Origin of the sequence: Allokutzneria albata, assembly GCF_900103775.1 — a bacterium.
GTDB classification, from domain to species: Bacteria; Actinomycetota; Actinomycetes; order Mycobacteriales; family Pseudonocardiaceae; genus Allokutzneria; species Allokutzneria albata.
On record NZ_LT629701.1, the window covers coordinates 6,715,319 to 6,741,262 of the forward strand.

A 25,944-nucleotide genomic window follows, 5' to 3' on the forward strand; every position below is an offset into this window, starting at 1 on the left:
CAACCCGCGAACGACGATGTCCCGCGCGCGCTCCGCCGTCCGGAAACACGGGAACTCCGTGTGGGAGCGCTCTCTTCTCGGACGTGCCTCCGCGGCGAGGAGCTCGCGGAGGGTCCTGATCGGCCGGCCCTCCTGCCGGGTCACGACTTGGCCCAGGGCAGGTGGTCCCGGTTCTCCGCGACCAGGTCGTCGGCCAGCTTCTCCGCCAGGGCGAACTGGCCGACCAGCGGATGGGCCAGCAGCGCGTCGGCGACCCGGTCCCGCCCGCCGTGCACCGCGGCCTTCAACGCCAGGTACTCGTACGCGGTCACGTGCGAGATCAGCCCGGAGAACTCCGGCGGCACCTCGGCGACCGGCAGCGGGACCGCCCCGTTCGTGTCCACAGTGGACGGAACTTCGATGACGGCGTCGGAGGGCAGGAAGGGCAGCGTGGAACCGTTGCGCACGTTGACGACGTGCTCCTCCGCCTCGCCTCCGCCGGTCAGCGCGTGCACCAGCTGGATGGCCGCCTCGGAGTAGTACGCGCCGCCGCGCTCGGCCAGCTCCTTCGGCTTGGTGACGACGTTCTGGTCCGAGTAGATCTTCATCAGCTCGTTCTCGACGTCGGTCACCACGTCCGCGCGAGGGCGCTCGGTGCGCTGCTTCGCCACGATCTCGTCGTGCGAGTAGAAGTACTTCAGGTAGTACGACGGCAGCACACCGAGCCGCCGCAGCACGTCCACGGGCAGCTCCAGGTCCGCGGCGATGGTGTCGGCGTGGTCGGCGATCAGCTGCGGCAGCACGTCCTTGCCGTCCACGAGCACCTGCCGGGTCCAGGTGAGGTGGTTGAGCCCGACGTGGTCGAGCTTCACCTCCTCCGGCGCCCGCCCGAGCAGGCCGGAGACGAGGCGCTGCAACGTGATCGCCACGTTGCACAGCCCGACCGCGCGATGCCCCGCCTCCAGCAGCGCGCGCGTCACGATGCCGACCGGGTTGGTGAAGTTGACGATCCACGTGTCCGGCCCGGTCACCGCGCGCACCCGCTCGGCGATGTCGAGCACCACCGGCACCGTGCGCAGCGCCTTGGCGAGGCCGCCAGCCCCGGTGGTCTCCTGGCCGAGGCACCCGCAGTCCAGCGGGAAGGTCTCGTCGGAGCGCCGTGCCGCCTGGCCGCCGACGCGCAGCTGGAACAGCACGGCGGAGGCGCCCTCCGCGCCCTCCTCCAGGTTCGAGGTGGTGCGGACGCGGGCGGGGTGCCCGGCGTGGTCGAGCAGGCGCTGGGAGAACGGCCCCACGACGGAAAGGCGGTCGTGGTCGGGATCGACGAGCACGATCTCGTCCACGGCCAGGCTCGTCCGCCTGCCCGCGATCCCGTCGACGAGTTCGGGTGTGTAGGTCGAGCCGCCGCCGACAACAGTGAGTTTCATCAGCCTTTGACCCCCGTGAACGTGATGCCTTTGACGAAAGACTTCTGCGCGAACAGGAACAGCACGATGGCTGGGGCCATGATCAGCACCGTTGCCGCCATGGTCAGGTTCCACTCGACCTGGTGCGAGCCCCGGAAGGACGCGAGGGCGAGCGAGAGCGTCCAGTTCTCCTTGTTCTCCCCGGCGTAGAGCAGCGGTCCGAAGTAGTCGTTCCAGGTGAACAGGAAGCAGAACAACGCGGTCGCGGCGATGCCGGGCCGGGCCATCGGCACCAGCACCCGCACCAGCGCGGTGAACTCGGAACAACCGTCGATCTTCGCGGCGTCGATGTAGTCCTGCGGGATCGTCAGGAAGAACTGGCGCAGCAGGAACACGCTGAACGCGTCGAAGAGGAAGTAGGGGACCACCAGGGGCCACAACGTCCCGGTGAGCCCGAAGTTGATCCACATGTCGTACAGCGGGACCGCCACGACCTGGGGCGGCAGCATCATCGCGGCCACCACGAGCAGGAAGACCGCGTTGCGGCCACGCCACTTCATCCGCGCCAGCGCGTACGCCGTCGGGATGGCGGAGAGCATCACGCCGAGCGTGGCCAGCAGCGAGTAGAGCAACGAGTTGGCCATGTACTCCAACATCGGGGCCTTCTCGAACACCCGGAGGAAGTTCTCGAAGTGCCACTCCTGCGGCCACAGGTTCGACGACAGCGCCTGCTTGTCCGACATCACCGCGGTGAGGAAGACGAAGACAATCGGCGTGGTGAACCCGATCGCCAGCGCGATGCCGACGCTGTGGGTGGCGACCCAGTGCAGCTTGCGGTCCCAGGAAGCCTTGCGGGGCTTGACGTTCAGGGTGGTGGTCATCCGCCCTCCTCGACGTGCGAGGCCCGGCGCATCTGCCGCACCAGGATCGCGGTGAAGACGAAGGACACGGCGAACAGGAGCACGGCCATGGCCGCCGCGTAACCCATGTTGAAGTAGCGGAATCCCTGCGTGTACAACCACATCGGGTAGGTCAGGGTGGAGTTCTGCGGGAAGCCGAGGATCTTCGTCGAGCCCGCGACGTCGGCGCTGCCCGAGGCCACCGAGCCCGCCACCACGGCCTGGGTGAAGAACTGCAGCGCGAAGATGATCGAGTTGACCACGCCGAACATCAGCACCGGCGAGATCGTCGGCAGCGTGATGTGCCAGAACCGGCGGATCGCTCCTGCCCCGTCCAGCTCCGCCGCCTCGTACTGCTCCTGCGGCACGTCCAGCAGCGCCGCCAGGATGATGATCATCAGTTCGCCGGAGCCCCACAGCACCAGCAGCGTCAGCGCGGGCTTGGACCACGCCGGATCGCTGAACCACAACGGGGAGGAGATACCGACGAAGTTCAGGAACGCGTTGACCGGACCGAACTCCGGGTTCAACAGGAAGCTGAACACCAGTGTCGCGGCCACCGGCGGGGCAAGCGACGGCAGGTAGCACAGCGTCCTGATGATGCCGACGCCGCTCTTCAGCCGCGCGATCACCGAGGCAACGCCGAGCGCGAAGACCACCCGCGCCACCGTCAGCACCACGACCAGCCACAGCGTGTTCCACGCCGCGACCTTCACCAGCGGCTCGCTGGTGAACATCCGCACGTAGTTGTCGAACCCGATCCACTCCGGGGCGTTGATCAGGTCGTACCTGGTGAAGGAGAAGTACGCCGTCGCGATCAGCGGGTAGCCGAAGAAGACGACGAACCCGACGATCGCAGGCGACATGAACGCCAGCACCGTCCACCGGTTGCGGGAGCGCGGTCGTGCCGTGCGGCGGGGCGCGGGTGCCACCGCCGCACGCTCCAGCGTCGCGGTCACCGACCGCTCTGCGCGAGGGCGTCGTTGATCTGCTGGTCGACCTTCTTCAGGCCCTCGTCGAGGTTGGCCACCCGGCCGGCCTGCCACTCCGCCGCGAAGTCGTTGACCGCCTTCAGGTGCGCGTCACCGATCGGGGTCGGCGGGTTCGACCACAGCTTGCCGCCGCCGTAGAGGTCGATGAACGTCTTGAACTGCGGGGTGACCTGGAGCCGGGGGTCCTTCAGCGCGGCGTCGGTGCTCGGCACGTTCTTGATCGCGTTGGACAGGTCGACCAGGGTGTCGGTCTCCAGCGTCATGTGCTTGATCAGCTCCCACGCGGCGCCGGGGTTCTTGGCGCCCTTGGGGATCCCGATGATCGTGCCGGTGGCGAAGGCGCCGCCCTCGCGATCGGGTCGCGCGGGGGAGTGCGGGAACGGGGCCGTGCCGAAGGAGATGTTCGGCGACTGGTCGGCGATGAACGCGGTCCGGTACTCGCCGTCGATGATCATCGCGAGCTTGCCCTGCTGGAAGGCGTGGTCGGCGGAGTACTCCTGGCCGAGCCCGGCGCGGAAGCGCTCCAGGTTGTCGTAGCCGTAGAAGTCCACCAGCTTGCGCTGGAACTCGAACATCGCCTTCCACTCGGCGCTGCCCGCGAGCGCGGACTTGCCGTTGGCGTCGAGGTAGCGCGCGCCCCAGGACGGCGCCCAGATCTGCGCCTGGTTGTTGTAGAAGGGCATCGACGGCAGGAAGCCCGCGACCTTGATGGAGCCGTCCGGGTTCTTCTGCGTCAGCCGCTTCGCGGCCTCCAGCAGCTGGTCGGTGGTCTTCGGCACCTCGGTGATGCCCGCGGCCGCGAACTGGTCCTTGTTGTAGAACAGCCCGTAGACGTCGGCGAGCATCGGCAGCGCGCAGCGGGTGCCCTTGAAGTCGGTGTAGTCGCGCACCGCCTGCGGGATCACGTTCAGGTCGATCTTGTCGCGCTCGAGGTAGCCCTTGAGGTTCTGCCACGACCCGCTGGAGCAGAACTGGCCCAGGTTGTCGGTCATGAAGGTCATCGCCACGTCCGGCGGGTTCCCGCCGCGCACCGCACCGGTGATCTTGTCGTCGTCCTGGTTGCCCTCGTGCTTGATCTCGATGTTGGGGAACTTCGCCTTGAAGGTGTTGAGGGCCTTGGTGACCTCGCGTTCCTCCCGGTCGGAGTACTTGGAGAACACCGTCAGCGTGAGCTTGTCGTCCTTCTTGGGCGGTTCGGCGACCGCACCGGAACCGCGCGCGCCACCACCCGCGCACGCCGTCGTCAGCACCGCCACCGCGGTGAGTCCCGCCAGTGTTTTGCGCATCAAGCCCTCCGAAAAGGGGTCAGGCAGGTCAGGGGCCTGTCTGACAGGTCCGTGTTCGCGACAGCCGGGCCGAGCCCGCCCCTGGCGGCGCCTCGGCGAAGGCCGCGTACAACACCGGTACGCGTCCTCCCCCGAGTCCTGCCAGGAACGGCCTCGATCCCGACTCTCATCGAACGAGACCTGACAGAGAGGCCCCAGGGGACCCGCGGAACGGTTCGGCTGTGGCGGCGGTGAGTCCAAAAACCTTCTGCCTGGCCAGCGCGAGCGCCGAGTGCAACGCGCCCGCGCGCACCGGGTTGCCGGTGACCAGGGTCGGAGCGACGGGGGTGCGCGGCACCACCAGCTCGTGCAGCTCGGTGGCGACGAGATCGCACAGCTGGTCCCCGCCCGCCTGGCCGGTCTCCCCGGCCAGCAGGACGAGCTGCGGGTCGACCACGCTGACCACCCCGGCGACGCCGGTGGCGATCCGCTTGGCCAGATCGGTCAGGAACGGCAGGCCGTCCGCGCCGGAGGAGCGGGCCTTGCGCACGGCGGACCACGCGTTGCGGGCGGACAGCCCGTGCGCGCGGGCGAGCTTGACGATGGTCGGCGAGCCGAGCAGCTCACCGAGCCGGATGCCGCGGCGGTCGATGCCGGTGTCCGCGTCGGCCAGGTCGGGAACGCGCATCCAGTCGATCTCGCCGGCACCCCCGGTGGCCCCGCGCAGCAGCCTGCGGTTGATCACCACGGCGGCACCGATGCCCTCGCTGAGCCAGATCAGCACGAAGTCGCCGACGTCGGTCGCCCGGCCCGCGACCATCTCCTCCAGCGCGACCAGGTTGACGTCGTTCTCGACGGTGACCGGGGCCTCCAGCAGCTCGCGCAGCCTGCCCGGCATGTCGAAGCCCTCCCAGCCGGGCAGGTGCGGGGCGAAGCCGAGGTGCCCGTCGGCGGGGTTCACCGCACCGGGCGAGCCGACCACGACGGAGCACAGCTGGTCCGGGACGAGCCCGGCCCGCCCCACGGTCGACCGCACGGCCTCGGCGAAGGCGGTGACCACCTCGGGGCCGCCGTCGGGCAGCTCGGCCTGCCGCTCGGCCAGGATCGCGCCGGTGACGTCGGCGACCACGATGTCCGCGTGGCTCGGCGTGAGGTCGACGGCGACGACGTGCGCGAGCGCGCCGTTGACCGCCCACAGCTGGGCGCGCGGGCCGCGGCTGCCCCCGCGCAGCCCGTCCCGCACGACGGCCCCGTCCTGCTCCAGCCGGGTCAGCAGTTGGGCGGTGGCGGGCTTGGACAGTCCGATGATCGCCTCGACCTCGGACCGGGTCATCGCACCCCGTTGGAGCAGCGCCTCGATCGCCGCGCGGTCGTTGATCTCCCGCAGCAGCCGCGGACTCCCGGCTCTCATCCGCTCCTCCGTCCCTCACTTGTCTGTTAACTTCCCAGACGATTTCCGTCACGGTAGTAACCCACCTCACGGAGGTCAATCCCCAAACCGTCAGCGAACTGGGTCACAAAGGGTGTCCTAACCGGTGTTCGCCGGCGCGGTGTTCAGGCAGGCTGGAGGGGTGACGGAACGCTCCACCGCCGAGCAGGCGGCGAACCCCGGCGAGGAGTCGCTCGCGTCGCTGCTCGGCGGGCGCCGCGCGGCCATCGACGCGACGCTGCCGCCGGTGGCCTTCGTCGCCGGCTGGCTGGCGTTCGGCGACTCCGTGCTGCTCGGAGCGATCTCGGCCGTCCTCGTCGGCGCGGTGCTGGCCGTCGTGCGGCAGCGGCGCGGGGACAAGCCCAGGGCCGTGCTGCTGGGCATGCTCGGCGTGGTCCTCGCGGCCCTCGTCCCGCTCTACACCGGTCGCGCGTCGGACTTCTTCCTCCTGCAGCTGATCGCCAACGCGGGCAGCGCGCTGGCCTGGGCGGTGAGCATCGTGATCCGCTGGCCGCTGCTCGGTGTCGTGGTGGGAACGGCGCTCGGGCAGCGCACGCGCTGGCGCAAGGACCCCGCGCTGCTGCGCGCGTACAGCCTGGCCAGCTGGTCGTGGGTGATGCAGTACGTGATCAGGCTGGCCGTCTTCATCCCGCTGTGGTGGATCGACGCGACGGTCGCGCTCGGCACCACGCGGGCGGCGCTGACCTATCCGTTGGTGGCGCTGAACCTCGCGGTGAGCTGGTGGATCTTCCGCAAGGCGTTGCCCGCTGACCACCCGGGGATCCGGCACCCGCGCGTTCCTTAGACTGCGCGCATGAGCGGGCCGGATCCGAGCACCGCGACCACTCCCGCGGAGTACGTCGCACTGCTCCGTCGGCTCAAGGACGGCTCCGGGCTCACCTATCGGCAGCTCGAACGCCGGGCCGAGGAACGCGGCGAGGTCCTGCCGAAGAGCACCGTCGCCTCGATGCTCGCTCGCGACACCCTGCCGCGCGTCGAACTCGTGAGCGCCTTGCTCAAGGTCTGCGGGGAAACCGACGACGCCGCCTGGCTGCGCGCGTACGAGCGCGTGTCGGGTGCTCGTCCTGTCGTCGAGGACAAGCCCCGCCGTCGCTGGGTCTGGCCCGTCGGAGCCGCCGCGGCAGTGCTCGTGGTGATCGCGGTGGCCGTGCTGTCCGCCCAGCGCTCCGATGACGAACCGCACGCCATCGCCGCCCGCCCCGATCCCGCGGCGCCCGCCGAGGGCAGCTACCGGATTCGCGCGGTGCACTCCGACCTGTGCCTGTCGGAGCGCGAGGGTTCGGACAGCGGCGTTGTCTACCAGCGGAACTGCGCGCAGGTGATGCCGCGGTACTCGCTGGACCGGCTCGACGACGGCTCGTACCGCGTCCGCGCCGACCACCCGCAGTTCGGACCCGGGTGCATGGGCGTGCGGCAGGCGTCGATGGCGGTCGGCGGAACGATCGTCGACGACGAGTGCGGGACCGGCAACGCGGAGCTGTTCAACGTCGAATCCGTTGCCCCCAAGGGTTTCCGGCTTCGCGCGCTGCACAGCAACCTGTGCGTGGGGATTTCCGACGGCGAGCAGGGCGAGTGGGCGGGCGTCCGTCAGGTCGCGTGCGAGTCACCCGTCTCCGCGGCCGTTCTGTCCTTCGACCCGGTGCCGAAGTAATCCTCTGAATTCGCTGTTGCGCTTTCTGGTGAATTCGTCCGGGTGATGCACTTTCGGTGCCACTCGGGTGATCATCCGCTGCCCGTGACGACGGTTCTCCGGTGTGTCCCCTGTCTGAGGTATTTCCCGTTTTTGACGCGTTCCCCCTGGTCCGGACATGCATATGTTCGGGTGTCCGTCGACCTTCGGAAAGGCCGGGGAAATGTCGAAGCCGTTGTGGCAGGGCCTCTCTCGTGTTATGCGCTCCACCATGGCCGCGCTTCTCGTGCTTTCCGTGCTCGCGCCGTCCGCCGCTGTCGCGCAGCAACCGCGCGGGCTGGGCACGGAGCGCCGGATCGGCCCGGCGCCGGTGTACTCCGGCCTCGCCCACGGCGCGATCACGATGGCGTCGAACTCCGTGGTCAACTGCGGGGCGACCACCTGCACCGACAGCACCAGCAACGGGCAGCCCGCGACCTGGGTGAAGGTCGACCCGTCCGCTCCCGGCACCACCGCGTCGAGCGCGCGGCTCAGCCTGCCCAGCGGCGCGACCGTGCTCTCCGCCAGGCTGTACTGGCAGCTCAACCCCGTTGCCAGCGCGGGGACCTCCGGGGATGCGAGCAAGGCGAACCAGGTCGCGATCAAGGTCCCCGGCGGCACGGCGTACCGGCGGTTGACCGCCGACACCTACGACTGGTTCGACGCCGCGGGCCGGGGCACCCCGGCGCTCACCGCGCACGCGGGCGCGAAAGACGTCACCGACCTGGTGCGCGCCGCGGGCTCGGGCGACTACACCGTCGCCGACGTCCAGGCGTGCCAGGGCAGGTCGATCAACTCCGCCACGAACCTCGGGTGCTGGGGTGGCTGGTCCCTCGTCGTCGCCTACGAGAACCCGGCGGAGCCGCTGCGCTACCTCCAGGTCTGGGACGGCTTCCAGAAGGTCGTGGGCACCAGCTCCGTCGCCATCGACCTCACCGGGATCAAGTCGGTCAGCAGCCGTGTCCCGAACGCCACGCTCGGCATCACCGCGGGCGACGGCGACGCCGACATCGACGGGGACTACCTCCAGGTGGGCAGGGACGCGTCGTCCCTGCAGACGTTGACCATGCCCGCGCCCCCGCTCCCGGGTTCTGACCGCCCCAACGCCTTCAGCAGCCGCATCGACCTCGTCTCCGCGGCGGGCGCGGGGAGCAACACCACCGCGAGGAATCCCGCGCCGGTCAACAACTTCGGCTACGACGCCCGCACGGTCGACGTCACCGGCAAGGTGCCAGCGGGCACCGACCGGCTCCAGCTGAAGATCGCGACCAACGGCGACGCGATCTACCCGCAGACCGTGTGGCTGATGACCGACGCCCTCGAACCCGACCTGCGGATCACCAAGGCCAACACCCCTCCCGGCACCACTGCGGACAACCCGCCCGGGTGGGTCGTCAAGGGCGACGAGATCACCTACACCCTGGACGTCGCCAACAAGCGCGCCGACGGGAGCACCACCGACCTGGACACCGCGACGGACATCTCGGTGACCGACCGCCTGCCCGCCGGACTGTCCTATGTGGAGGGTTCGGGAGCCGGGTGCTCGGCGAGCGGCCAGCTCGTCACGTGCCCGCTCGCCGACCTCCGTCCCGGCGCGAGCGCGCGGATCACCTTCCGCGTCAAGGTCGGTGGTTCCGTCGCGGACGGGACGAAGTTCGACAACACCGCCCAGCTCACGTTCAAGGGACTTCAGACCGGAAGGCCGCAGTCGCGCGAGAGCAACACCGTGCGCAACACGGTCACCTCGCCGCGCTATGAGCTGGTGAAGTCGGTGGACAAGGCTGAAGCGCTTCCCGGTGACACGCTGACCTACACGGTGGGCATCCGGAACACGGGAACCGTTGAGGCGCCCGGGATCGTGGTCACCGACACGCTCCCCGCCGGAACGAGTTACCTCGGGTCGACACCGTCACAGGGCTCGGTGTCCGGCTCGGGACCGCTGGTGTGGAACGCGGGTGACCTCGCGATCGGCGGGAGCGCGAGCCTCCAGATCAAGGTCCGGATCGGAGAGGAGGTCATCGGCACCTCGCTCGTCAACCGTGCCAAGGGAACCTATGGACCGCCCGGAATCGTACCGCCGGACAACCGGTGCACTGACGACTCTGCAGCGGCCTGTGCGAACACGATCGTGCCCGGCCCGGGTTACACCGTGAAGAAGAGCGTGGACAAGGCGGAGGCGAAGCCGGGCGAGAAGGTCGTCTACACGCTGACCGTGCGCAACACCGGCCGTGTGACCGCCAAGGACATCAAGGTCGTCGACGACCTCTCCAAAGTCCTGGACGACGCCGACTACAACGCCGACGCGTCCGCTTCCTCCGGTGCTGCGTCATTTGCGGCGCCGCGACTGACGTGGACCGGAACGCTGCCGGTCCAGGGCACGGCCACCATCACGTACTCCGTGACGGTCAAGTCGCCGAACACCGGGGACCACAAGCTCGTCAACGCGGTGACGTCGGAGACCCCGGGGGGCAACTGCCCGCCGGGCTCGACCGATCCGGCGTGCTCGAAGACGACGCTCGTCCCCGGCATGGCGATCAACAAGGAGGTCGACAAGAAGTCGGCGAACCCGGGTGACAAGGTCACCTACACGGTCACGGTGACCAACACCGGCCAGACCACGCTGACCGGGGCGTCCTTTGTGGACGATCTGAGCAACGTTCTGGACGACGCGGTGTACAACGCCGACGTCACTGCTTCGGTCGGTGGTGCGACCTACGCGGCTCCTCGATTGACCTGGACGGGAGATCTCAAGGTCGGTGAGAGCGCGAAGATCACGTACTCGGTGACAGTGAAGTCGCCCAATCCGGGTGACAACAAGCTCGTCAACACCGTCACCTCGGAGACGCCCGGCAACCGGTGCGAGTCCTCGTGCACGACGACGACGCCGGTCTCCGGATTCCGGGTCGAGAAGAAGGCCGACCCCGCACAGGCCAGCCCCGGGGGCACGGTGACCTACGCCGTGACCGTGACGAACACCGGCCGGACCACGCTGACCGGAGTGTCCTTTGTGGACGATCTGACGGCGGTGCTGGACGACGCGGTGTACAACGAGGACGCCGCCGCGTCCGTCGGCGGGGTGACTTACGCGGCGCCCAGGTTGACGTGGAAGGGTGATCTCGCGGTCGGCGGCTCCGCGACGGTGAAGTACTCGGTCCGGGTGAGCGACCCGGTCAAGGGCGACCACAGGCTCGTCAACGCCGTGACGTCCGAGACCCCTGGGGGCAACTGTCCGCCGGGCTCGACGGACCCGAAGTGCTCGACGACGACTCCTGTGTCCGGTGTGGACATCCGCAAGGAGGTCGACAAGAAGTCCGCCAACCCCGGCGAGAAGGTCACGTACACGGTGACCGTGACCAACAAGGGGCAGACGGCGTTGATCGGAGCGTCCTTTGTGGACGATCTGACGGCGGTGCTGGACGACGCGGTGTACAACGAGGACGCCGCCGCGTCCGTCGGCGGGGTGACTTACGCGGCGCCCAAGTTGACGTGGAAGGGCGATCTCCCGATCGGAGCGGTCGCCACCGTCAAGTACTCGGTCACCGTGAACAAGCCCAACATCGGTGACAACAAGCTGGTCAACGCGATCAGCTCCGAGACGCCCGGAGGCAACTGCCCGCCGGGCTCGAAGGACCCGCGGTGCACCACCACGACGACGGTCCCCGGCATCACCATCAAGAAGGTCGTGGACAAGCAGGTCGCCAACCCCGGCGACAAGGTCACCTACACCGTCACGGTCACCAACACCGGCCAGACGGACGTTAAGGCGGCGGCGTTCACCGATGACCTGTCGAAGGTGCTCGACGCCGCCGACTACAACGCCGACGCCGCTGCTTCGGTCGGCGGTGCGACCTATGCGGCTCCTCGATTGACCTGGACGGGAGATCTCAAGGTCGGTGAGAGCGCGAAGATCACGTACTCGGTGACCGTGAAGTCGCCGAGCACCGGGGACCGCAAGCTCACCAACGCGGTCAGCTCGGAGACCCCGGGTGGCAACTGCCCGCCCGGCTCCACCGATCCGGACTGCGGCACGACCACGGTGGTCCCGGGCGTGCTGATCGTCAAGACCGCCGACCCGCGGCGCGCGAAGCCCGGCGAGAAGGTGACCTACACGGTCAAGGTCACCAACACCGGGGCGGCGCCGCTGACCGGAGTGTCCTTTGTGGACGACATGACCGGGGTTCTTGACGACGCGAGGTACAACGGCGACGCCAGGGCTTCCGCGGGGACGGTCTCCTACTCGGCGCCGAAGCTGAGCTGGAGCGGTGACCTCGCGGTCGGCGCGGCGGCGACGATCACGTACTCCGTGACCGTCGAGGACCCGGCGAACGGGGACCGCAAGCTCACCAACGCGGTCACCTCCGACACTCCTGGCGGCAACTGCCCTCCGGACGGCAGGGACCCGCGGTGCGGGACCGAGACGCCCGTCGATCCCAAGCCGCCGGTGCCGCCGACCCCGCCGACTCCGGATGGCACGAAGCCACCGTTGGCCGACACGGGAGCCGCTACGGGGGCGCTCATCCACTGGGGCTTGCTGCTCATCGCCGCGGGGTTCGCCGCCATCGTCTCCGCGCGCCGGAGGAGGGCCTGACAACCGTCCGGCCGACTGGACTGCAATAGTGCTGAACGCGAAACGGCCCGCCTTCCGGCGGGCCGTTTCCTTAATCTTCAACAGTTCCGTAGTAGGCGGGGGCGCAGAATTGTCCGCCGATGTACCAGGCGTTGGTGACCGCCCAGTTGTGGGGATCCGGCGAGTACTGCTGAAGGTTCGTTCTACCCGGTCGGACGCAGACCTTGAAATCGCTGCCGAAGATCCGGGAGACTCGGAGCATCACGGTCAGGTTCGGGTTCGACTCGCAGTGGTCGTAGAAGCCGCCGCGACGTAACCGCAGGCCCGGGGGGTGGGTTCGGCCCGTGCGGCCGGCATCGCCACCCCGGCCGCGGCGACGCTCAGCGCCAGCACGCTCAGGATGCGTGCACTCTTCATCTGTCATTCCTCGCTAGAAGTCGGGATGTGCCCTGCGGCGTGAACACTAGTGAGGAAGATCTTCGCGATGGAACGGCTCTCCGGATTCTACAGCGGATTGTCCGCTGAAATGGCCACGTTGCAGTTCGTATTAACTGAAAACAACAGGGAACCGCGGCGGGCTAGTCGAAGAGAGCGGTGTGGAGCGCTTGGCGTCGGGCGTCGTCGGGGAGGAGTTCGGTGGCGGCGAGCCACGCGGCGCCCGCCGCTCCGTCACGGGCCTCGGAGATGTCGGTGAAACCGTTGGCGCTCAAGCCGACCCGCAGTGCGTCGCCGAACGGGTTGCCCGCCTCGGTGAGGCTGCCGATGAGCACCACCGGTGAGCCGTCGACGGTGGGCGCCGCCGCGAGGGTGATGTCCACCAGGTGCAGCACGCCGCGCCGCACGATGTCCTGCGCGATCTCGTCGCCCTCGGCCGCGGCGGTGCTGACCAGCGGGGCGAACCGGGCGAGGCGGACCGGCTCGTCGGCGTTGCACCGGGTGATCACCAGGCGCCTGCGGTCGGCCGAGCCGGTGCCGCCGACCTCGGCGAGGACGGCCTCGGTGAGCGGGCTGAGCGGGGCCCGGCCCTCGATGGCCTTGAGCGTGGCGCGCACGGCCTCGCGGCCCACCCAGTAGCCGGACCCCTCGTCGCCGAGCAGCCAGCCGTTGCCGCCGAAGATCGCGGCCATCCGGTGGTCGACGATCCGCATCGCGACCGAGCCGGTGCCCGCGACCAGCGCGGTGCCGGTGGGCTTGGGCGTGCCCGCGGCGAAGCCGACCTCGCAGTCGGTGACCACGAGCATCGGGCAGCGCAGGCCGACCCCGTGCCACATGTCGGTGAACAGCGTGACGATCTCCGGGTCGGCCATCTTGCTGGCGCCCGCCATGCCGACGACGGCGGCCGCGACCCCGGCGGGATCGCGGCCGTCCAGTGCTGCCTTGAGCGCCCCGGCCACCTCGGCGGCGGCCTGGGCGGGCGCGTGCGAGTTCGGGTTCCCGCCGCCCGTCTTGCCCGTGCCCAGGCGGGTGCCGTCCAGATCGGCCAGCAGGGCCCTGCTCGACGTGCCGCCGATGTCCACTCCGAGGATCACGAGCCGACCCTAACGGCGTGCTCTCGTGGGAAAAAGACCGATGAGGGCCTCCTTATCGTCAATCTTTTCCCACGATCACATTGCGATCAGGCCCGCCCGTTGACCGCGCGCGTTGTGGTGGTGCAAGATCAACAACTCCCTCGGCACGGTGCCGGGACCGGGCTTGACCTGCAGCGTCGACCGGTCGCGGGCCACGTGCGCGACCGCGGGCGCCGAGCCGATGATCACGCCGGGTTTGAGCGGGTCGAAGGCCACCGGGGTGCCGCTGGTGTCGACCAGGCCGTCGGAGTCGCTGGGCGCCACGTAGTAGCCCCGCACGTTCACCACGTACTTCAGCGGCGCCGAGGTCGCTCCGGCCGGGATGCCCAGCGCCTTCACCGTGGTCGGCAGCGCGATCACGCTGGTGTCGTAGATGTTGGTGTCCACGTCGCCGTACTGCGTGTTCACCGGCTGGGCCTCGATCAGCGGGAAGGAGCCGTCCGGATCGCGCCTGGTGAGGTCCCTGGTCTGGGACAGCACCAGATCGGTCTGCGGCTGCCTGCCCGCCTCGACGCGGCGGTCCGGCCTGCCGTCGCCGGTGGTGTCGATGTCGACGAACGGGACCGTGTTGCCGCCGATGCTCGCCCAGTCGCCCCAGGTCGCGATGCCGAAGGTGACCAGCCCCTGCTGGTTGCTGTTCGCGCCGAACCAGCGCAGGTCACCGCCGCGCGCGGTCTGGTTGATCGTGCAGTTGTCCACGACGGCGCCACCGCAGTCGCGCATCTGCTGCGAGCTGCCGTGCAGTTCGAAGACGCTGGCCAGCGAGCGGTAGGCCTCGCTGCCCTTGCCCTGGTCGAGCCCGCGCCCGGTGAACTGCACCAGCCGCTGCGCACCGACCTCCAGCTTCTGCGCGGACAGTTGCGCGACCGGCTTCGGCGCCGCGTAGACCGGCACCCGCAGCGCCGATCCGCCCTTGGGCGTCACGGTCAGCCAGCCGGAGGCGTCGGCGACGAACTGCCGCGCCTTGCCGCCCTGCTTGGCGTCCATGGTCGGATCGATGACCTTGCGCAGCATCCGCGCGTCGTCGATCCGCAGCGTCACGGTGAAGGTCCTGGTCAGCTTCGGGCCCAGGCCCAGTTCGCTCGGCGTGACCTCGTAGCGCACGCCGGGCATCTTGGTCGCCGCGACGTAGTCGATCGCCACGCTCACCGGCTTGTCGCTCTTGTTGACCACCTTGACGGTCCTGGTGGCCCGCACGCGGTCGATCACCTCGACGGTGCCGAAGGAGACGCTGACGGACTGCGACGCGTCGTCGGCCATCGCCAGGACCTGGTTCTGCTGCGCCGCGAGCGCGTCCACCCGGCCCGAGCCGACCCGCTGCGGCCCTTCCGCGATCTGCTTGTCCGCCGCGGCGGTGACGGTCGCGGTGGCGGTGTTCATCACCGACGCCTTGACCTCCTCCGGCGTCCAGTCCGGGTGGGCTTGGCGGACCAGCGCGGCGATCCCGGCGACGTGCGGACTGGCCATCGAGGTGCCGCCGATGACCAGGACCTCGTTGCCACTGCCCGATTTCGCCGAGGAGATCGTGTCGCCGGGCGCGGCGACGTCGGGCTTGACGGCCGGACCGCGCCCGCCACGGGAGGACGAGGGCGTCACGGTGTCGGCGATCCGCGGCTCGACGTTGGGGGTGGAACCGCGCAGCGAGCCGCGCAGGCGCACGCTGAGCTGACCGAGCGCCGGGCGCAGCTGCTCGCTGGCCTGGCGGGTCAGCTGGAACATCGGCACGTTCTTGTTGCCCGCGATGCCCGCGGTGAACTCGAAAACGGTGCTGGGCAACAGGATCGCCTTGGCACCGGCGGCTTCGGCGTTGTTCGCGCGCACCGCGGAACCGCACTTGCGGGTGGCGTCGTTGTCGTCCCAGTCCAGCCAGACGATCTTGTCCGCCACCTTGGCCTTGTCCGCGTCGGAGAAGGCCTTGCAGCCGTCCTTGTTCGCGTCGTCGGACATGGTGACGACCTGGCGGGTGAGGTCCAGGCTGTCGTAGCCGGTGTACTCCGAGCTGTACTGGCCCGTCCTGCGACCGGCCACTGTGGACGGAGCGGTGACGTCGAGCCCGTCCCGCAGCGCGTAGGCGTCCCTGGTGTTGGCCACGGCCAGGGTGGACGGCGCGTTCGCCGGGGAGCCGCCGACGTCGTTGATGTCGCCGCCGTTGCCGTTGGCCGCGACGACCAGCACGCCGTGCTCGGCGAGCGTCTTCATGATCTTGTTGTCCGGGGTGTCCGGGGTGCCGAAGTCGGTGCCCAGCGACAGGTTCACCACGTCCAGCCGGTCGCTGAAGTCCCCGTCGCCGTTGGGGTCGAGGACCAGGTCCATCGCCTTGGCGGTCACGCTCGTGCTGCCCTTGCAGCCGAACACCTTGTACGCGTAGATCTTCGCCTTCGGCGCGGTACCCGGCCCGATGCGCATCGCCGCGAGTTGGTCGCCGCCGAGGGCGTTGTAGTCGCCCTTGAACGTGCTGCCGTCGGCGTTGACGCCGAAGCCCGCCGCGGTGCCCGCGACGTGCGTGCCGTGCGCCCCGCAGGCCAGCGGGTTGGGGTCCGGCTTCGGCGTGCGCGAGCCGTAGCGGCCGGAGGAGTCGTAGTCGTTGCCCGCCAGGTCGGTCCCGCCGACCACCTTGGCGGTGGGGAAGTAGGAGGAGTCGACCTTGGTGGAGTCGATGGCCTTGTAGGCCTCCTTGGTGCCCGGCCCGCCGAAGGTCGCGTGCGTGTAGTCCACGCCGTCGTCGACGATGCCGATGCGGATGTCGTCGCCGAGCCGCCCGGTCGCCTTCCACGCGTTCACGGCCTTGGTGAGCTGCGCGGCGCTGGCGTTCATCCGCTCGGTCGGCATGTGCCTGCGCACCGAGCGGACCTCGGGCAGCTTGCCGAGTGCGGCGAGCTTGCGCGCCTCACCGCTGAGCATCACGCCGTTGAGCGCGTTGGCGGTGCGGTACAGCTCCTGTCCGCCGGAGCCCAGCGCGGCGACCACGCGGTCCGCCTGCTGGTTCATCCGCTCGCGGTTGGCGCGCACGGCCTTGGCGCTCTGGTCCGGCGTCGCGCGGTCGCGGCGCTGCTCGGCGTAGACGTCGATCAGCGCGCGCTCGGTCAGCTCGACGAAGGCCGTCGCGGTGCCGTCCGCGGCGAGCAGCGCCGGATCGACCCGGTCGCGCTCGGCCACCTTCGGCCAGGGGCCGGTCGGGGCGGCGGGGGACAGCCCGTCGGCCGGGGTGGTCTGTGCGGTGGCGTGGCCGGCGAACCCGGTCGCGGCCAGTGCGGCGACGAGCACCACAGCCCCGCCGCGCAGTGCCTGTCGTCCTCGGCGGAGTGCCATGCGCGTCCTCTCCGAAGGGGAAGTGATCACCGACCGGTCCATCAGACCCGTCCGGGGGCCGTGGTGGTGGCGCAAGCCCGGGGAACCACCCGTTGGGGGAGGTCGGCGAGGTGGGTGAGGCAAGTTGATCATGTGGCCCCGGACGGTGATTCATCGGATCTCAGATCCGGAAAGGTGCCGGAAGGGGGCTGGACTTCGGCGTAGGGGCGGGCTATACATCGGATGTCTGTGTGCCAATAGGCAAGGAGGGTCCGCTCGTGCAGCTGATGCGACTTGGTCCGCCCGACGCGGAACGGCCGGTGGTCCGCGACGCGGACGGCGCCCTGTACGACCTCGCGGGCCTGACCGCCGACATCGGCGGCGCCTTCCTGGCCAACGGGGGCATCGGCATGGTGCGCGCGGCGCTGGCCGCGGGCGTGCTGCCCCGGCTCACCGGTGAGGACCTGCGCGTCGGCCCGCCGATCGCCCGCCCCGGCAAGATCGTCTGCATCGGGCTGAACTACCGCGACCACGCGGCGGAGACCGGTGCGGAGATCCCGGCCGAGCCGGTGGTGTTCATGAAGGCCCCGGACACGATCGTCGGCCCGTACGACGAGGTGCTGGTTCCGCGCGGCGCGACCAGGACCGACTGGGAGGTGGAGCTCGGCGTCGTCATCGGGCGCACCGCGCGCTACTTGACGGCGGACGTCAACCCGCTCGACCACGTCGCCGGGTACGTGGTCTCGCACGACGTCTCCGAGCGGGAGTTCCAGCTGGAGCGCGGCGGCACCTGGGACAAGGGCAAGTCCTGCGAGACGTTCAACCCGATCGGCCCGTGGCTGGTGCCCGCCGACGAGGTCGCGGACCCGCAGGAGCTGGGGCTCCGGTTGTCGGTCAACGGTGTCGAGCGGCAGAACGGCGGCACCAAGGACATGATCTTCAGCGTGGCCGAGGTGGTCCGCTACGTCAGCCAGTTCATGGTGCTGCGGCCGGGTGACCTGATCAACACCGGCACCCCGGCGGGCGTCGCGCTCGGCCAACCCGAACCCAAGCCGTACCTGCGCGCCGGCGACGTGGTGGAGCTGGAGATCGACGGGCTCGGCCGCCAGCGCCAGACACTGGGGCAGGCCTGAGATGGCGCGCATCACCGGCGTCGACGTGCTCGACATCCGGTTCCCGACGTCGCGGGAGCTGGACGGCTCCGACGCGATGAACCCCGATCCGGACTACTCGGCGGCCTACGTCGTGCTGCGCACGGACGGCGATGTCGACGGTCACGGCCTGGCCTTCACCATCGGCCGGGGCAACGACGTCCAGGCCGCCGCGATCCAGGCGCTCGCCCCGCACGTGCTCGGGCGGGAGGTCCCGAGGGACGCCGCCGCACTGGGCGCGCTGTCGCGGGAGCTGGTCGGCGACTCGCAGCTGCGGTGGCTCGGCCCGGAGAAGGGCGTCGTGCACATGGCGATCGGCGCGGTGGTCAACGCCGCGTGGGATCTGGCGGCGCGACTGGCCAACCGTCCACTGTGGATGTTCATGGCGGAGATGTCGCCGGAGGAACTGGTCTCCGTCGTCGACTTCCGCTACCTCAGCGACGCGATCACCCCCGACGAGGCGCTCGCACTGCTGGAGGCCGCGGAGCCCGGGCGCGCCGAACGGATGTCGGTGCTGCTGGCCGAGGGGTACCCGGCCTACACCACCTCGCCGGGGTGGCTGGGCTACTCCGACGAGAAGCTCGCCGGGCTGGCCCGCCAGGCGGTCGCGGACGGCTTCGACATGATCAAGCTCAAGGTCGGCGGTGACCTCGACGACGACGTGCGCCGGATGCGGCTGGCCCGTGCGGCGGTCGGCGACGGCGTGCGGATCGCCGTGGACGCCAACCAGCGGTGGGACGTCGCGGACGCGGTGCGCTGGATGAAGGAGCTGGCCGAGTTCGACCCGTACTGGATCGAGGAGCCGACCTCGCCGGACGACGTGCTCGGCCACCTCGCCATCGCGCAGGCGGTGCGCCCGATCCGCGTGGCCACCGGCGAGCACGTGCAGAACCGCGTGGTGTTCAAGCAGTTGCTGGCCTCGGGCGCGATCGACGTGCTCCAGCTGGACGCGGCGAGGGTCGGCGGGGTGAACGAGAACATCGCGATCCTGTTGCTGGCGGCCAAGTTCGGCGTGCCGGTGTGCCCGCACGCGGGCGGTGTCGGCCTGTGCGAGCTGGTGCAGCACCTGGCGATGTTCGACTTCGTCGCGGTCTCCGGTACCTGGGAGAACCGGGTGATCGAGTGGGTGGACCACCTGCACGAGCACTTCGTCACCCCGGCGACCGTCCACAACGGCCGGTACACCACCCCCACCGCGCCGGGCTTCTCCGCCGAGATCCACCCGGCCTCGTTGCACCGGTTCGCCTATCCCTCCGGACCCGAGTGGAGCACGTCATGAACGACTTCGACGGCCTGGTCGCGGCGGTGACGGGCGGGGCTTCCGGCATCGGGGCCGCGACCGCCGCCGAGCTGGAGTCGCGTGGTGCGCGCGTCGCCCGGCTGGACGTGAACCCCGGCCCCGACGGCATCGCGTGCGACGTCGCGGACGACGAGTCCGTGCGCGCGGCGGTCGAGCGCACGGTCGACCGCTTCGGGCGGCTCGACGTGCTGATCAACAACGCCGGGATCGGCGCGCAGGGCGACGTCGCCGCCAACACCGACGACGAGTGGTTCCGCGTGCTCGACGTCAACGTGGTGGGCATCGCGCGGGTCAGTCGTGCCGCGCTGCCGCACCTGCGCCGCTCCCCGGCGGCAGCGATCGTGAACACCTGCTCCATCGCGGCGTGGGCGGGCCTGCCCCAGCGGGCGCTGTACTCGGCGTCCAAGGGCGCGGTGTACGCGCTCACCCTGGCCATGGCCGCCGACCACGTGCGCGAGGGGATCAGGGTCAACTGCGTGGCGCCCGGCACCGTCGACACCCCGTGGGTCGGCAGGCTGCTGGACGCGGCGGCGGATCCGGCGGCCGAACGCGCCGCGCTGGAGGCCCGCCAGCCCACCGGCCGGTTGGTCTCCGCCGAAGAGGTGGCAAAAGCGATCACCTACTTGGCCAGTCCGCTCTCCGGGGCCAGTGTGGGCACCGTGCTCGCCGTCGACGGCGGCATGCACGGGCTGCGGCTGCGGCCGCTCAGCTGAACCGGGTTCACACACGACACCAGAGGAACTCCATGCAACGACGCAGAATCCTCAGCCTGATCTCCGGTATCGCCCTGCTCGGCACCGTCGCGGCCTGCGGTGGCGGCGCGACCGGCGGTGCGCAGATCGGCGTTGACTACCCGCGCGCGGACTCCGACTTCTGGAACTCCTACATCAAGTACACACCTCAGTTCGCCAAGGAGCTGGACGTGCGGCTGATGCCGCCGACCAACTCGCAGAACGACGTGGCCAAGCTCGTGGCCAACGTCCAGGCGATGACCAGCCAGGGCGCCAAAGCGATCGTGATGGCCCCGCAGGACACCGGGGCGATCGCGACCACGCTCGCGCAGCTGGAGCAGAAGAAGATCCCCGTGGTCACCGTGGACACCCGCCCGGACAAGGGCAAGGCGTACATGGTGGTGCGCGCGGACAACAAGGCCTACGGCGAGAAGGCGTGCAAGTACCTCGGCGAGAAGCTCGGCAACAAGGGCAAGGTCGTGGAGTTCCAGGGCGCGCTGTCCTCGATCAACGGCCGCGACCGTTCCGAGGCGTTCGCATCGTGCATGAAGCAGAACTACCCGGGCATCACCGTCTTCGAGGAGCCGACGGACTGGCTGGACACCAAGGCCGCCGCGGCGCTGCAGACCCGGCTCACCCAGCACCCGGACATCAACGGCATCTACATGCAGGCGGGTGGCGTGTACCTGGCGGCGACGCTGCAGGTGCTGCGCTCCGCGGGCAAGCTGTTCCCGGTGGGCGACCCCAGGCACATCACCATCGTCTCCAACGACGGCATCCCGCAGGAGTTCGAGTCCATCCGCAAGGGTGAGATCGACGCGACCGTCTCGCAGCCCGCGGACGCGTACGCGAAGTGGGCGCTCTTCTACGCCAAGGCGGCGATCGAGGGCAAGACCTTCAAGCCCGGACCGACCGACCACGACAGCACGATCATCGAGGTGGGCAACGGGGTGCTGGAGGACCAGCTGCCCGCACCGCTGGTGACCAAGGACAACGTCGACGACCCCAAGCTGTGGGGCAACCAGATCGGCAAGTAGATGAACGCCGTCCAAGCAACGGGAGTCACCAAGCGGTACGGCTCCACCGTCGCGCTCGACGACGTCGGCATCACCGTCGCCGACGGGGAGTCGCACGCGCTCGTCGGGCGCAACGGGGCGGGCAAGTCCACCCTGGTGTCCATCCTGACCGGGCTCAACCGCGCGGACGCCGGTTCGGTCACCTTCGACGGTGCGCCCGCGCCCTCGTTGGCCGACCGGGACGCGTGGCGGCGTTTGGTCGCCTGCGTCTACCAGAAGTCCACGATCATCCCGGCGCTCACCGTCGCGGAGAACCTCTTCATCAACCGGCAGTCGCTCGAACGCCGGTCGCTGATCAGTTGGAAGTCCTTGCGGGCCAAGGCTTCCGACGTCCTGTCCAGCTACGGTGTCGACGTCGACCCTGCCCGTCCCGCCGCCGACCTGACCGTGGAACAGCGGCAGCTGGTGGAGATCGCGCGGGCGCTGTCCTTCGGCGCGCGGTTCATCATCCTCGACGAACCGACCGCGCAGCTGGACGGTCCGGCGATCGAGCGGCTGTTCGAGCGGATGCGGGGCCTCCAGGAGGCGGGGGTGACGTTCCTGTTCATCTCCCACCACCTCCAGGAGATCTTCGAGATCTGCCAGACGGTGACGGTGTTCCGCGACGCGCGGCACGTGCTCACCAGCCCGGTCGACTCGCTGTCCACCGACGAGCTGGTGGCGGCGATGACCGGGGACGCAGCGGGCCTGCGCGTCGGGCACACGCGGCCTCCACTGCCCGACGACGCGCCCGTGGTGCTCTCGGTCTCCGGGCTGAGCGCCGAGGCGTTCTCCGGCGTGGACCTCACGGTGCGCGCGGGGGAGGTGGTCGGCATCGCGGGTTCGGCCAGCAGCGGCAAGGCCGAGCTGGGCGAGGCCGTGGTCGGTCTGCGCAAGGTCTCCTCCGGGACTGTCCACGTGGGACAGACAGCGGTGCGGTCGGGCAGCGTGCCCGACGCGCTGAAGGCGGGGATCGGCTTCGTGCCGGAGGATCGGCACAAGGAGGGGCTGGTCCCGACGCTGGGGGTGGGTGAGAACGCCACGTTGCCGATCATGGATCGGCTCGGCCGCTTCGGTGCGATCTCGCCCACCCGCCGGCGGGCCGTCGCGGAACGGATGATCACCGACCTCGGCATCAAGACCTCGGGGCCGGAGCAACCGGTGTCCGGGCTCTCCGGCGGCAACCAGCAGAAGGTGGTGATGGCGCGTGCGCTGTCCAGCGATCCTTCGGTGCTGGTGCTGACGGATCCGACCGCGGGCGTTGACGTGCGGTCCAAGGAGTCCTTGCTGGGCGTGGTCGACCAGGTCGCGGCGGAGGGCACGGCGGTGCTGGTGATCTCCGACGAGCTGGACGACCTGCGCCCGTGCGACCGGGTGCTGGTGATGTTCCACGGCGAGGTGACGGCGAGCTTCCCGCGCGGGTGGACCGACGGGGAGCTGGTCGCGGCGATCGAGGGTGTCTCACAAGGAGCGGACAATGACTGAGACGGCGAGCGCGCCCCGGCTGCGGTTCGCGCGCTTCCGGGACCTCGCGCTGCTCCCGGCGATCGTCGTGCTGATGATCGTGGGAGCGCTGGTGGACCCGGTGTTCCTCAGCGCGGACAACCTGACCAACGTGCTGCAGCAGCGGACCGAGCTGAGCCTGCTGGTGCTCGGCCAGGCACTGGTGCTGATCAGCGGCAAGATCGACCTGTCGCTGGAGTCGACCATCGGCCTCGCCCCGGCGCTGGCGCTCGGGCTGATCATCCCGGCCTCCGCCCACGGGCTCGGCGTGGAGCTGCCGGAGTGGACAGCGATCCCGCTGTGCCTGCTGATCGGTGTGGTGATCGGCGCGTTCAACGGGTTCCTGATCCTCAAGCTCCAGTTGTCGGCGTTCATCGTGACGCTGGGCATGCTGACCGTGCTGCGCGGTCTGCAGATCGGTTTCACCGAGGGGCAGAACCTGTTCGAGGTGCCGCTGTCGTTCACCTACCTCGGCAGCGCGCGGTGGTTCGGCGTGCCCGCGTCGGTGCTGATCTGCCTGGTGGCGTTCGCACTGGGGATCGTGGCACTGGCGTACTTCCGGCAGGGGCGCTCGATCTACGCGATCGGCGGCAACGTCGAGGCGGCGCGCGCCGCGGGCATCCGCACCGAGCGGGTGCTGTGGACGGTGCTGGTCATCGCCAGCCTGCTGGCCGCGCTGGCCGGGTTGCTGATGACCGGCAGGCTCGGGTCGGTCGGCCCGGCGCAGGGCCAGGGGATGATCTTCACGGTGTTCGCGGCCGCGGTCATCGGCGGGGTCAGCCTGGACGGCGGCAAGGGCACGATCTTCGGCGCGCTCACCGGTGTGCTGGCCCTCGGGCTGATCGAGAACATCCTGACCCTCGGCGGGGTGTCGCCGCACTGGATCCAGGCCATCTACGGCGCGATCATCCTCATCGCGCTGATGCTGGCGCGGCTGACCTCGGGGAAGGCGCAGGACTAGTGGAGGAGGTCGCGCTGCACACGAGGCTCCGCCCCGGCAAGGAGGCGGAGTACGACCGCGTGCACGCGGAGATCCCGGCCGCGCTCGACGACGCGTTGCGCGCGGCCGGGGTCCACTCCTGGCGGATCTGGCGCAGCGGGCGGGAGCTGTTCCACCTGGTGGTGTGCGAGGACTACGCCGTGATGCGGGAGCACCTGCGCGAGCATCCGGCCAACGTGCCGTGGCAGGCGCGGATGGCGTCGCTGCTGGAGGTTGCCGACGACTACTCCGGAGCGGAGTCCGGCGTTGGCCTGGTGTGGGAGCTGCCGTGCGCGAAGTCCAATTAGGACGGACTGATGTCCGGGTCAGCGCGCTCGGGTTCGGAGCGGCGCCGATGGCCGGGCTCTACCGCGAGGTCTCCGAGGAGATCGCGGCGGGCTCGGTCGCGGCGGCGTTGGACGCGGGGGTCTCGTACTTCGACACCGCTCCGCACTACGGGCTCGGGCTGTCGGAACGGCGGCTCGGCAAGGCTCTTGCGTCCGCCTCGGACTTCGTGATCTCGACGAAGGTCGGTCGTCGGCTGGAGCCGGTACCTGTCGTCGGCGACGACATGGCCAACGGTTTCGCCGTTCCCGCAACGCATCGGCGGGTGTGGGACTTCAGCGCGGACGGCGTGCTCGCCTCGGTCGAGTCCTCTTTGGACAGACTCGGGCTGTCCCGGGTGGACATCCTGCTGCTGCACGATCCTGACGACCACTGGGACCAGGCCGTCGGTGAGGCACTGCCCGCGCTGGCCGAGCTGCGCGAGAAGGGTGCGGTCGGCGCGATCGGCGCGGGCATGAACCAGTGGCAGATGTTGGCGCGGTTCGTCGCGGAGACCTCCGTCGACGTGGTGATGCTGGCGGGTCGCTACACGTTGCTCGAGCAGTCGGCGTTGGACGAGCTGCTGCCGTTGTGCTCGGAGCGCCAGGTGTCCGTGATCGCGGCCGCGGTGTTCAACTCCGGCATCCTGTCGCGGCCCGTCGTCGCGCCCGATGCGACCTACAACTACGAGCCCGCACCGCCCGCTTTGATCGACCGCGCTCGGCGGATGGCGGAGGTGTGCGGGCGGTTCGGCGTGACGCTGCCGCAGGCCGCTCTGCAGTTCCCGTTGGGGCATCCGGCGGTGGCGTCGGTGGTGATCGGGGCGCGGACTGGCCCGCAGATGGCGGAGAACGCGCGCATGTTCGGCGACCCGGTGCCCGCTGAGTGCTGGGCCGCGCTGAAGTCCGAGGGCTTGCTCCGTCCGGACGCGCCGGTGCCGACATGATCGACGCACATCAGCACTTCTGGGACCTGGACGTGCGCGACCAGGATTGGATCACCGGTCCGGCCATGGCGCCCTTGCGACGGAACTTCGGCGTCGAGGACCTGCGCGCGGCGGCCCCGGATGTCACGGCGACCGTGCTGGTGCAGACCGTGACGGTGCCCGACGAGACTCCGGAATTCCTTGCGCTGGCGGAAGAATCCGACCTGGTCGGCGCGGTGGTCGGCTGGGTGGACCTGACCGCTCCCGACGTCGGCGACCACCTCCAGTCCTATTTGGATGGACGTGGTGGTTCGTGGCTTCGAGGCATCAGACACCAGGTGCAGGGGGAGCCCGACCCGCGATGGCTGTGTCGCCCCGACGTGCTTCGGGGTCTGTCGGCCGTGTCCGGCAAGGGGCTTGTCTACGAGCTGTTGACGCTGCCGCATCAGCTTGCCGCTGCTGTGGAGACCGCTTCGGCGCTGCCGTCGACCCGCTTCGTGCTCGACCACTGCTCGAAGCCGCCGGTCGCCTCCGGTGAGCTTTTGCCGTGGGCTGAGGACATTCGTGCTCTCGCGCTGAACGAGAACGTCTCCTGCAAGCTCTCCGGCCTGGTCACCGAAGCCGACTGGACACAGTGGACGGTCGACGACCTGCGCCCGTACTTCGACGTGGTGCTGGAGGCGTTCGGCCCGGAGCGGTTGATGTTCGGTTCCGACTGGCCGGTGTGCCTGCTGGCGGCCGACTATCCCGAGGTGGTCTCTGCTGCGCGGGCGCTCACCGCTTCGCTGTCCGCGGCTGAGCAGCACGCGATCTTCACCGCGAACGCGGCGGAGACGTACCGGATCGCGTAGGGCCGCGCAAGGGTTTTGGCTCTGTTCAAACGGGAGCGCCGG

General features: G+C 69.8%; 20 protein-coding genes. 12 read left to right on the forward strand and 8 right to left on the reverse strand.

The features are described from left to right. Positions 1–140: 140 nt before the first annotated feature. From BLT28_RS30660 to BLT28_RS30680, 5 genes are all read right to left on the reverse strand, one after another. Positions 141–1,406, reverse strand: a complete 1,266-nt coding sequence (locus tag BLT28_RS30660; protein WP_030432779.1) for a 6-phospho-beta-glucosidase — start codon at positions 1,404–1,406, stop codon at positions 141–143. Beyond that, a complete protein-coding gene (locus tag BLT28_RS30665; protein WP_052408038.1) occupies positions 1,406–2,266 on the reverse strand; it encodes a carbohydrate ABC transporter permease in 861 nt (286 codons plus the stop codon). The genes BLT28_RS30660 and BLT28_RS30665 overlap by 1 nt, the downstream gene beginning before the upstream one ends. Continuing rightward, complete coding sequence (locus BLT28_RS30670; RefSeq protein ID WP_030432781.1) at positions 2,263–3,243, reverse strand: carbohydrate ABC transporter permease; 981 nt, start codon at positions 3,241–3,243, stop codon at positions 2,263–2,265. Before BLT28_RS30670 ends, BLT28_RS30665 begins: the two co-directional genes overlap by 4 nt. Further along, positions 3,240–4,562 carry an extracellular solute-binding protein gene (locus tag BLT28_RS30675; protein ID WP_030432782.1) on the reverse strand — a complete coding sequence of 441 codons (1,323 nt, stop codon included), beginning with the start codon at positions 4,560–4,562 and terminating at the stop codon, positions 3,240–3,242. The genes BLT28_RS30670 and BLT28_RS30675 overlap by 4 nt, the downstream gene beginning before the upstream one ends. Positions 4,563–4,728: 166 nt before the next feature. Further along, on the reverse strand, positions 4,729–5,952 hold the full coding sequence (locus BLT28_RS30680; RefSeq protein WP_052408039.1) for an ROK family transcriptional regulator: 1,224 nt from the start codon (positions 5,950–5,952) through the stop codon (positions 4,729–4,731). A gap of 160 nt (positions 5,953–6,112) precedes the next feature. Here BLT28_RS30680 and BLT28_RS30685 point away from each other — a divergent pair, with 160 nt between their 5' ends. From BLT28_RS30685 to BLT28_RS30695, 3 genes are all read left to right on the forward strand, one after another. Then, positions 6,113–6,775 (forward strand): DUF3159 domain-containing protein, encoded by a 663-nt coding sequence (locus BLT28_RS30685; protein ID WP_030432784.1) that lies wholly within the window; start codon positions 6,113–6,115, stop codon positions 6,773–6,775. Positions 6,776–6,784: 9 nt separating this feature from the next. Further along, positions 6,785–7,642 carry an RICIN domain-containing protein gene (locus BLT28_RS30690; RefSeq protein ID WP_030432785.1) on the forward strand — a complete coding sequence of 286 codons (858 nt, stop codon included), beginning with the start codon at positions 6,785–6,787 and terminating at the stop codon, positions 7,640–7,642. A gap of 250 nt (positions 7,643–7,892) precedes the next feature. After that, positions 7,893–12,248, forward strand: a complete 4,356-nt coding sequence (locus BLT28_RS30695) for a DUF7927 domain-containing protein (protein WP_081900734.1) — start codon at positions 7,893–7,895, stop codon at positions 12,246–12,248. A gap of 70 nt (positions 12,249–12,318) precedes the next feature. On the opposite strand, the gene BLT28_RS42630 is transcribed toward BLT28_RS30695, so the two are convergent. From BLT28_RS42630 to BLT28_RS30705, 3 genes are all read right to left on the reverse strand, one after another. Next, complete coding sequence (locus tag BLT28_RS42630) at positions 12,319–12,651, reverse strand: DUF6355 family natural product biosynthesis protein (RefSeq protein WP_269459611.1); 333 nt, start codon at positions 12,649–12,651, stop codon at positions 12,319–12,321. Positions 12,652–12,805: 154 nt separating this feature from the next. Further along, the gene (locus tag BLT28_RS30700; protein WP_030432787.1) at positions 12,806–13,756 is read right to left on the reverse strand and encodes an N-acetylglucosamine kinase; all 951 of its coding nucleotides are present in this window, start codon (positions 13,754–13,756) and stop codon (positions 12,806–12,808) included. A 75-nt stretch (positions 13,757–13,831) separates the two neighbouring features. Then, positions 13,832–17,104 carry a S8 family serine peptidase gene (locus tag BLT28_RS30705; RefSeq protein ID WP_052408041.1) on the reverse strand — a complete coding sequence of 1,091 codons (3,273 nt, stop codon included), beginning with the start codon at positions 17,102–17,104 and terminating at the stop codon, positions 13,832–13,834. Positions 17,105–17,361: 257 nt separating this feature from the next. On the opposite strand from BLT28_RS30705, the gene BLT28_RS30710 reads away from it, so the two are divergent. The 9 genes from BLT28_RS30710 to BLT28_RS30750 are packed head-to-tail and all read left to right on the forward strand — an operon-like array spanning position 17,362 to position 25,902. Then, positions 17,362–18,216, forward strand: coding sequence for a fumarylacetoacetate hydrolase family protein (locus BLT28_RS30710; protein ID WP_030432789.1), 855 nt, complete (start codon positions 17,362–17,364; stop codon positions 18,214–18,216). Position 18,217: 1 nt separating this feature from the next. Then, complete coding sequence (locus tag BLT28_RS30715; protein ID WP_030432790.1) at positions 18,218–19,513, forward strand: enolase C-terminal domain-like protein; 1,296 nt, start codon at positions 18,218–18,220, stop codon at positions 19,511–19,513. Further along, positions 19,510–20,247, forward strand: a complete 738-nt coding sequence (locus tag BLT28_RS30720; RefSeq protein WP_030432791.1) for an SDR family NAD(P)-dependent oxidoreductase — start codon at positions 19,510–19,512, stop codon at positions 20,245–20,247. Before BLT28_RS30715 ends, BLT28_RS30720 begins: the two co-directional genes overlap by 4 nt. A 32-nt stretch (positions 20,248–20,279) precedes the next feature. Beyond that, positions 20,280–21,302, forward strand: coding sequence for a sugar ABC transporter substrate-binding protein (locus tag BLT28_RS30725; protein WP_030432792.1), 1,023 nt, complete (start codon positions 20,280–20,282; stop codon positions 21,300–21,302). Next, positions 21,303–22,805: a sugar ABC transporter ATP-binding protein gene (locus tag BLT28_RS30730; protein WP_030432793.1), complete on the forward strand. Its 1,503-nt coding sequence runs from the start codon at positions 21,303–21,305 to the stop codon at positions 22,803–22,805. Then, a complete protein-coding gene (locus BLT28_RS30735; protein WP_030432794.1) occupies positions 22,798–23,784 on the forward strand; it encodes an ABC transporter permease in 987 nt (328 codons plus the stop codon). Before BLT28_RS30730 ends, BLT28_RS30735 begins: the two co-directional genes overlap by 8 nt. After that, entirely contained in the window at positions 23,784–24,110 is a 327-nt protein-coding gene (locus BLT28_RS30740) for an L-rhamnose mutarotase (RefSeq protein WP_030432795.1), read from the forward strand. The genes BLT28_RS30735 and BLT28_RS30740 overlap by 1 nt, the downstream gene beginning before the upstream one ends. Continuing rightward, positions 24,092–25,072 carry an aldo/keto reductase gene (locus BLT28_RS30745; RefSeq protein WP_030432796.1) on the forward strand — a complete coding sequence of 327 codons (981 nt, stop codon included), beginning with the start codon at positions 24,092–24,094 and terminating at the stop codon, positions 25,070–25,072. The genes BLT28_RS30740 and BLT28_RS30745 overlap by 19 nt, the downstream gene beginning before the upstream one ends. Next, positions 25,069–25,902, forward strand: coding sequence for an amidohydrolase family protein (locus BLT28_RS30750; RefSeq protein ID WP_043813675.1), 834 nt, complete (start codon positions 25,069–25,071; stop codon positions 25,900–25,902). The genes BLT28_RS30745 and BLT28_RS30750 overlap by 4 nt, the downstream gene beginning before the upstream one ends. Positions 25,903–25,944 lie beyond the last annotated feature (42 nt).

Coding starts and splice junctions, on each gene's coding strand:
- BLT28_RS30660 (WP_030432779.1), bottom strand. CDS start 1,406: ATGAAACTCACTGTTGTCGGCGGCGGCTCGACCTACACACCCGAACTC.
- BLT28_RS30665 (WP_052408038.1), bottom strand. CDS start 2,266: ATGACCACCACCCTGAACGTCAAGCCCCGCAAGGCTTCCTGGGACCGC.
- BLT28_RS30675 (WP_030432782.1), bottom strand. CDS start 4,562: ATGCGCAAAACACTGGCGGGACTCACCGCGGTGGCGGTGCTGACGACG.
- BLT28_RS30680 (WP_052408039.1), bottom strand. CDS start 5,952: ATGAGAGCCGGGAGTCCGCGGCTGCTGCGGGAGATCAACGACCGCGCG.
- BLT28_RS30690 (WP_030432785.1), top strand. CDS start 6,785: ATGAGCGGGCCGGATCCGAGCACCGCGACCACTCCCGCGGAGTACGTC.
- BLT28_RS30695 (WP_081900734.1), top strand. CDS start 7,893: ATGGCCGCGCTTCTCGTGCTTTCCGTGCTCGCGCCGTCCGCCGCTGTC.
- BLT28_RS42630 (WP_269459611.1), bottom strand. CDS start 12,651: ATGACAGATGAAGAGTGCACGCATCCTGAGCGTGCTGGCGCTGAGCGT.
- BLT28_RS30705 (WP_052408041.1), bottom strand. CDS start 17,104: ATGGCACTCCGCCGAGGACGACAGGCACTGCGCGGCGGGGCTGTGGTG.
- BLT28_RS30715 (WP_030432790.1), top strand. CDS start 18,218: ATGGCGCGCATCACCGGCGTCGACGTGCTCGACATCCGGTTCCCGACG.
- BLT28_RS30720 (WP_030432791.1), top strand. CDS start 19,510: ATGAACGACTTCGACGGCCTGGTCGCGGCGGTGACGGGCGGGGCTTCC.
- BLT28_RS30725 (WP_030432792.1), top strand. CDS start 20,280: ATGCAACGACGCAGAATCCTCAGCCTGATCTCCGGTATCGCCCTGCTC.
- BLT28_RS30730 (WP_030432793.1), top strand. CDS start 21,303: ATGAACGCCGTCCAAGCAACGGGAGTCACCAAGCGGTACGGCTCCACC.
- BLT28_RS30735 (WP_030432794.1), top strand. CDS start 22,798: ATGACTGAGACGGCGAGCGCGCCCCGGCTGCGGTTCGCGCGCTTCCGG.
- BLT28_RS30750 (WP_043813675.1), top strand. CDS start 25,069: ATGATCGACGCACATCAGCACTTCTGGGACCTGGACGTGCGCGACCAG.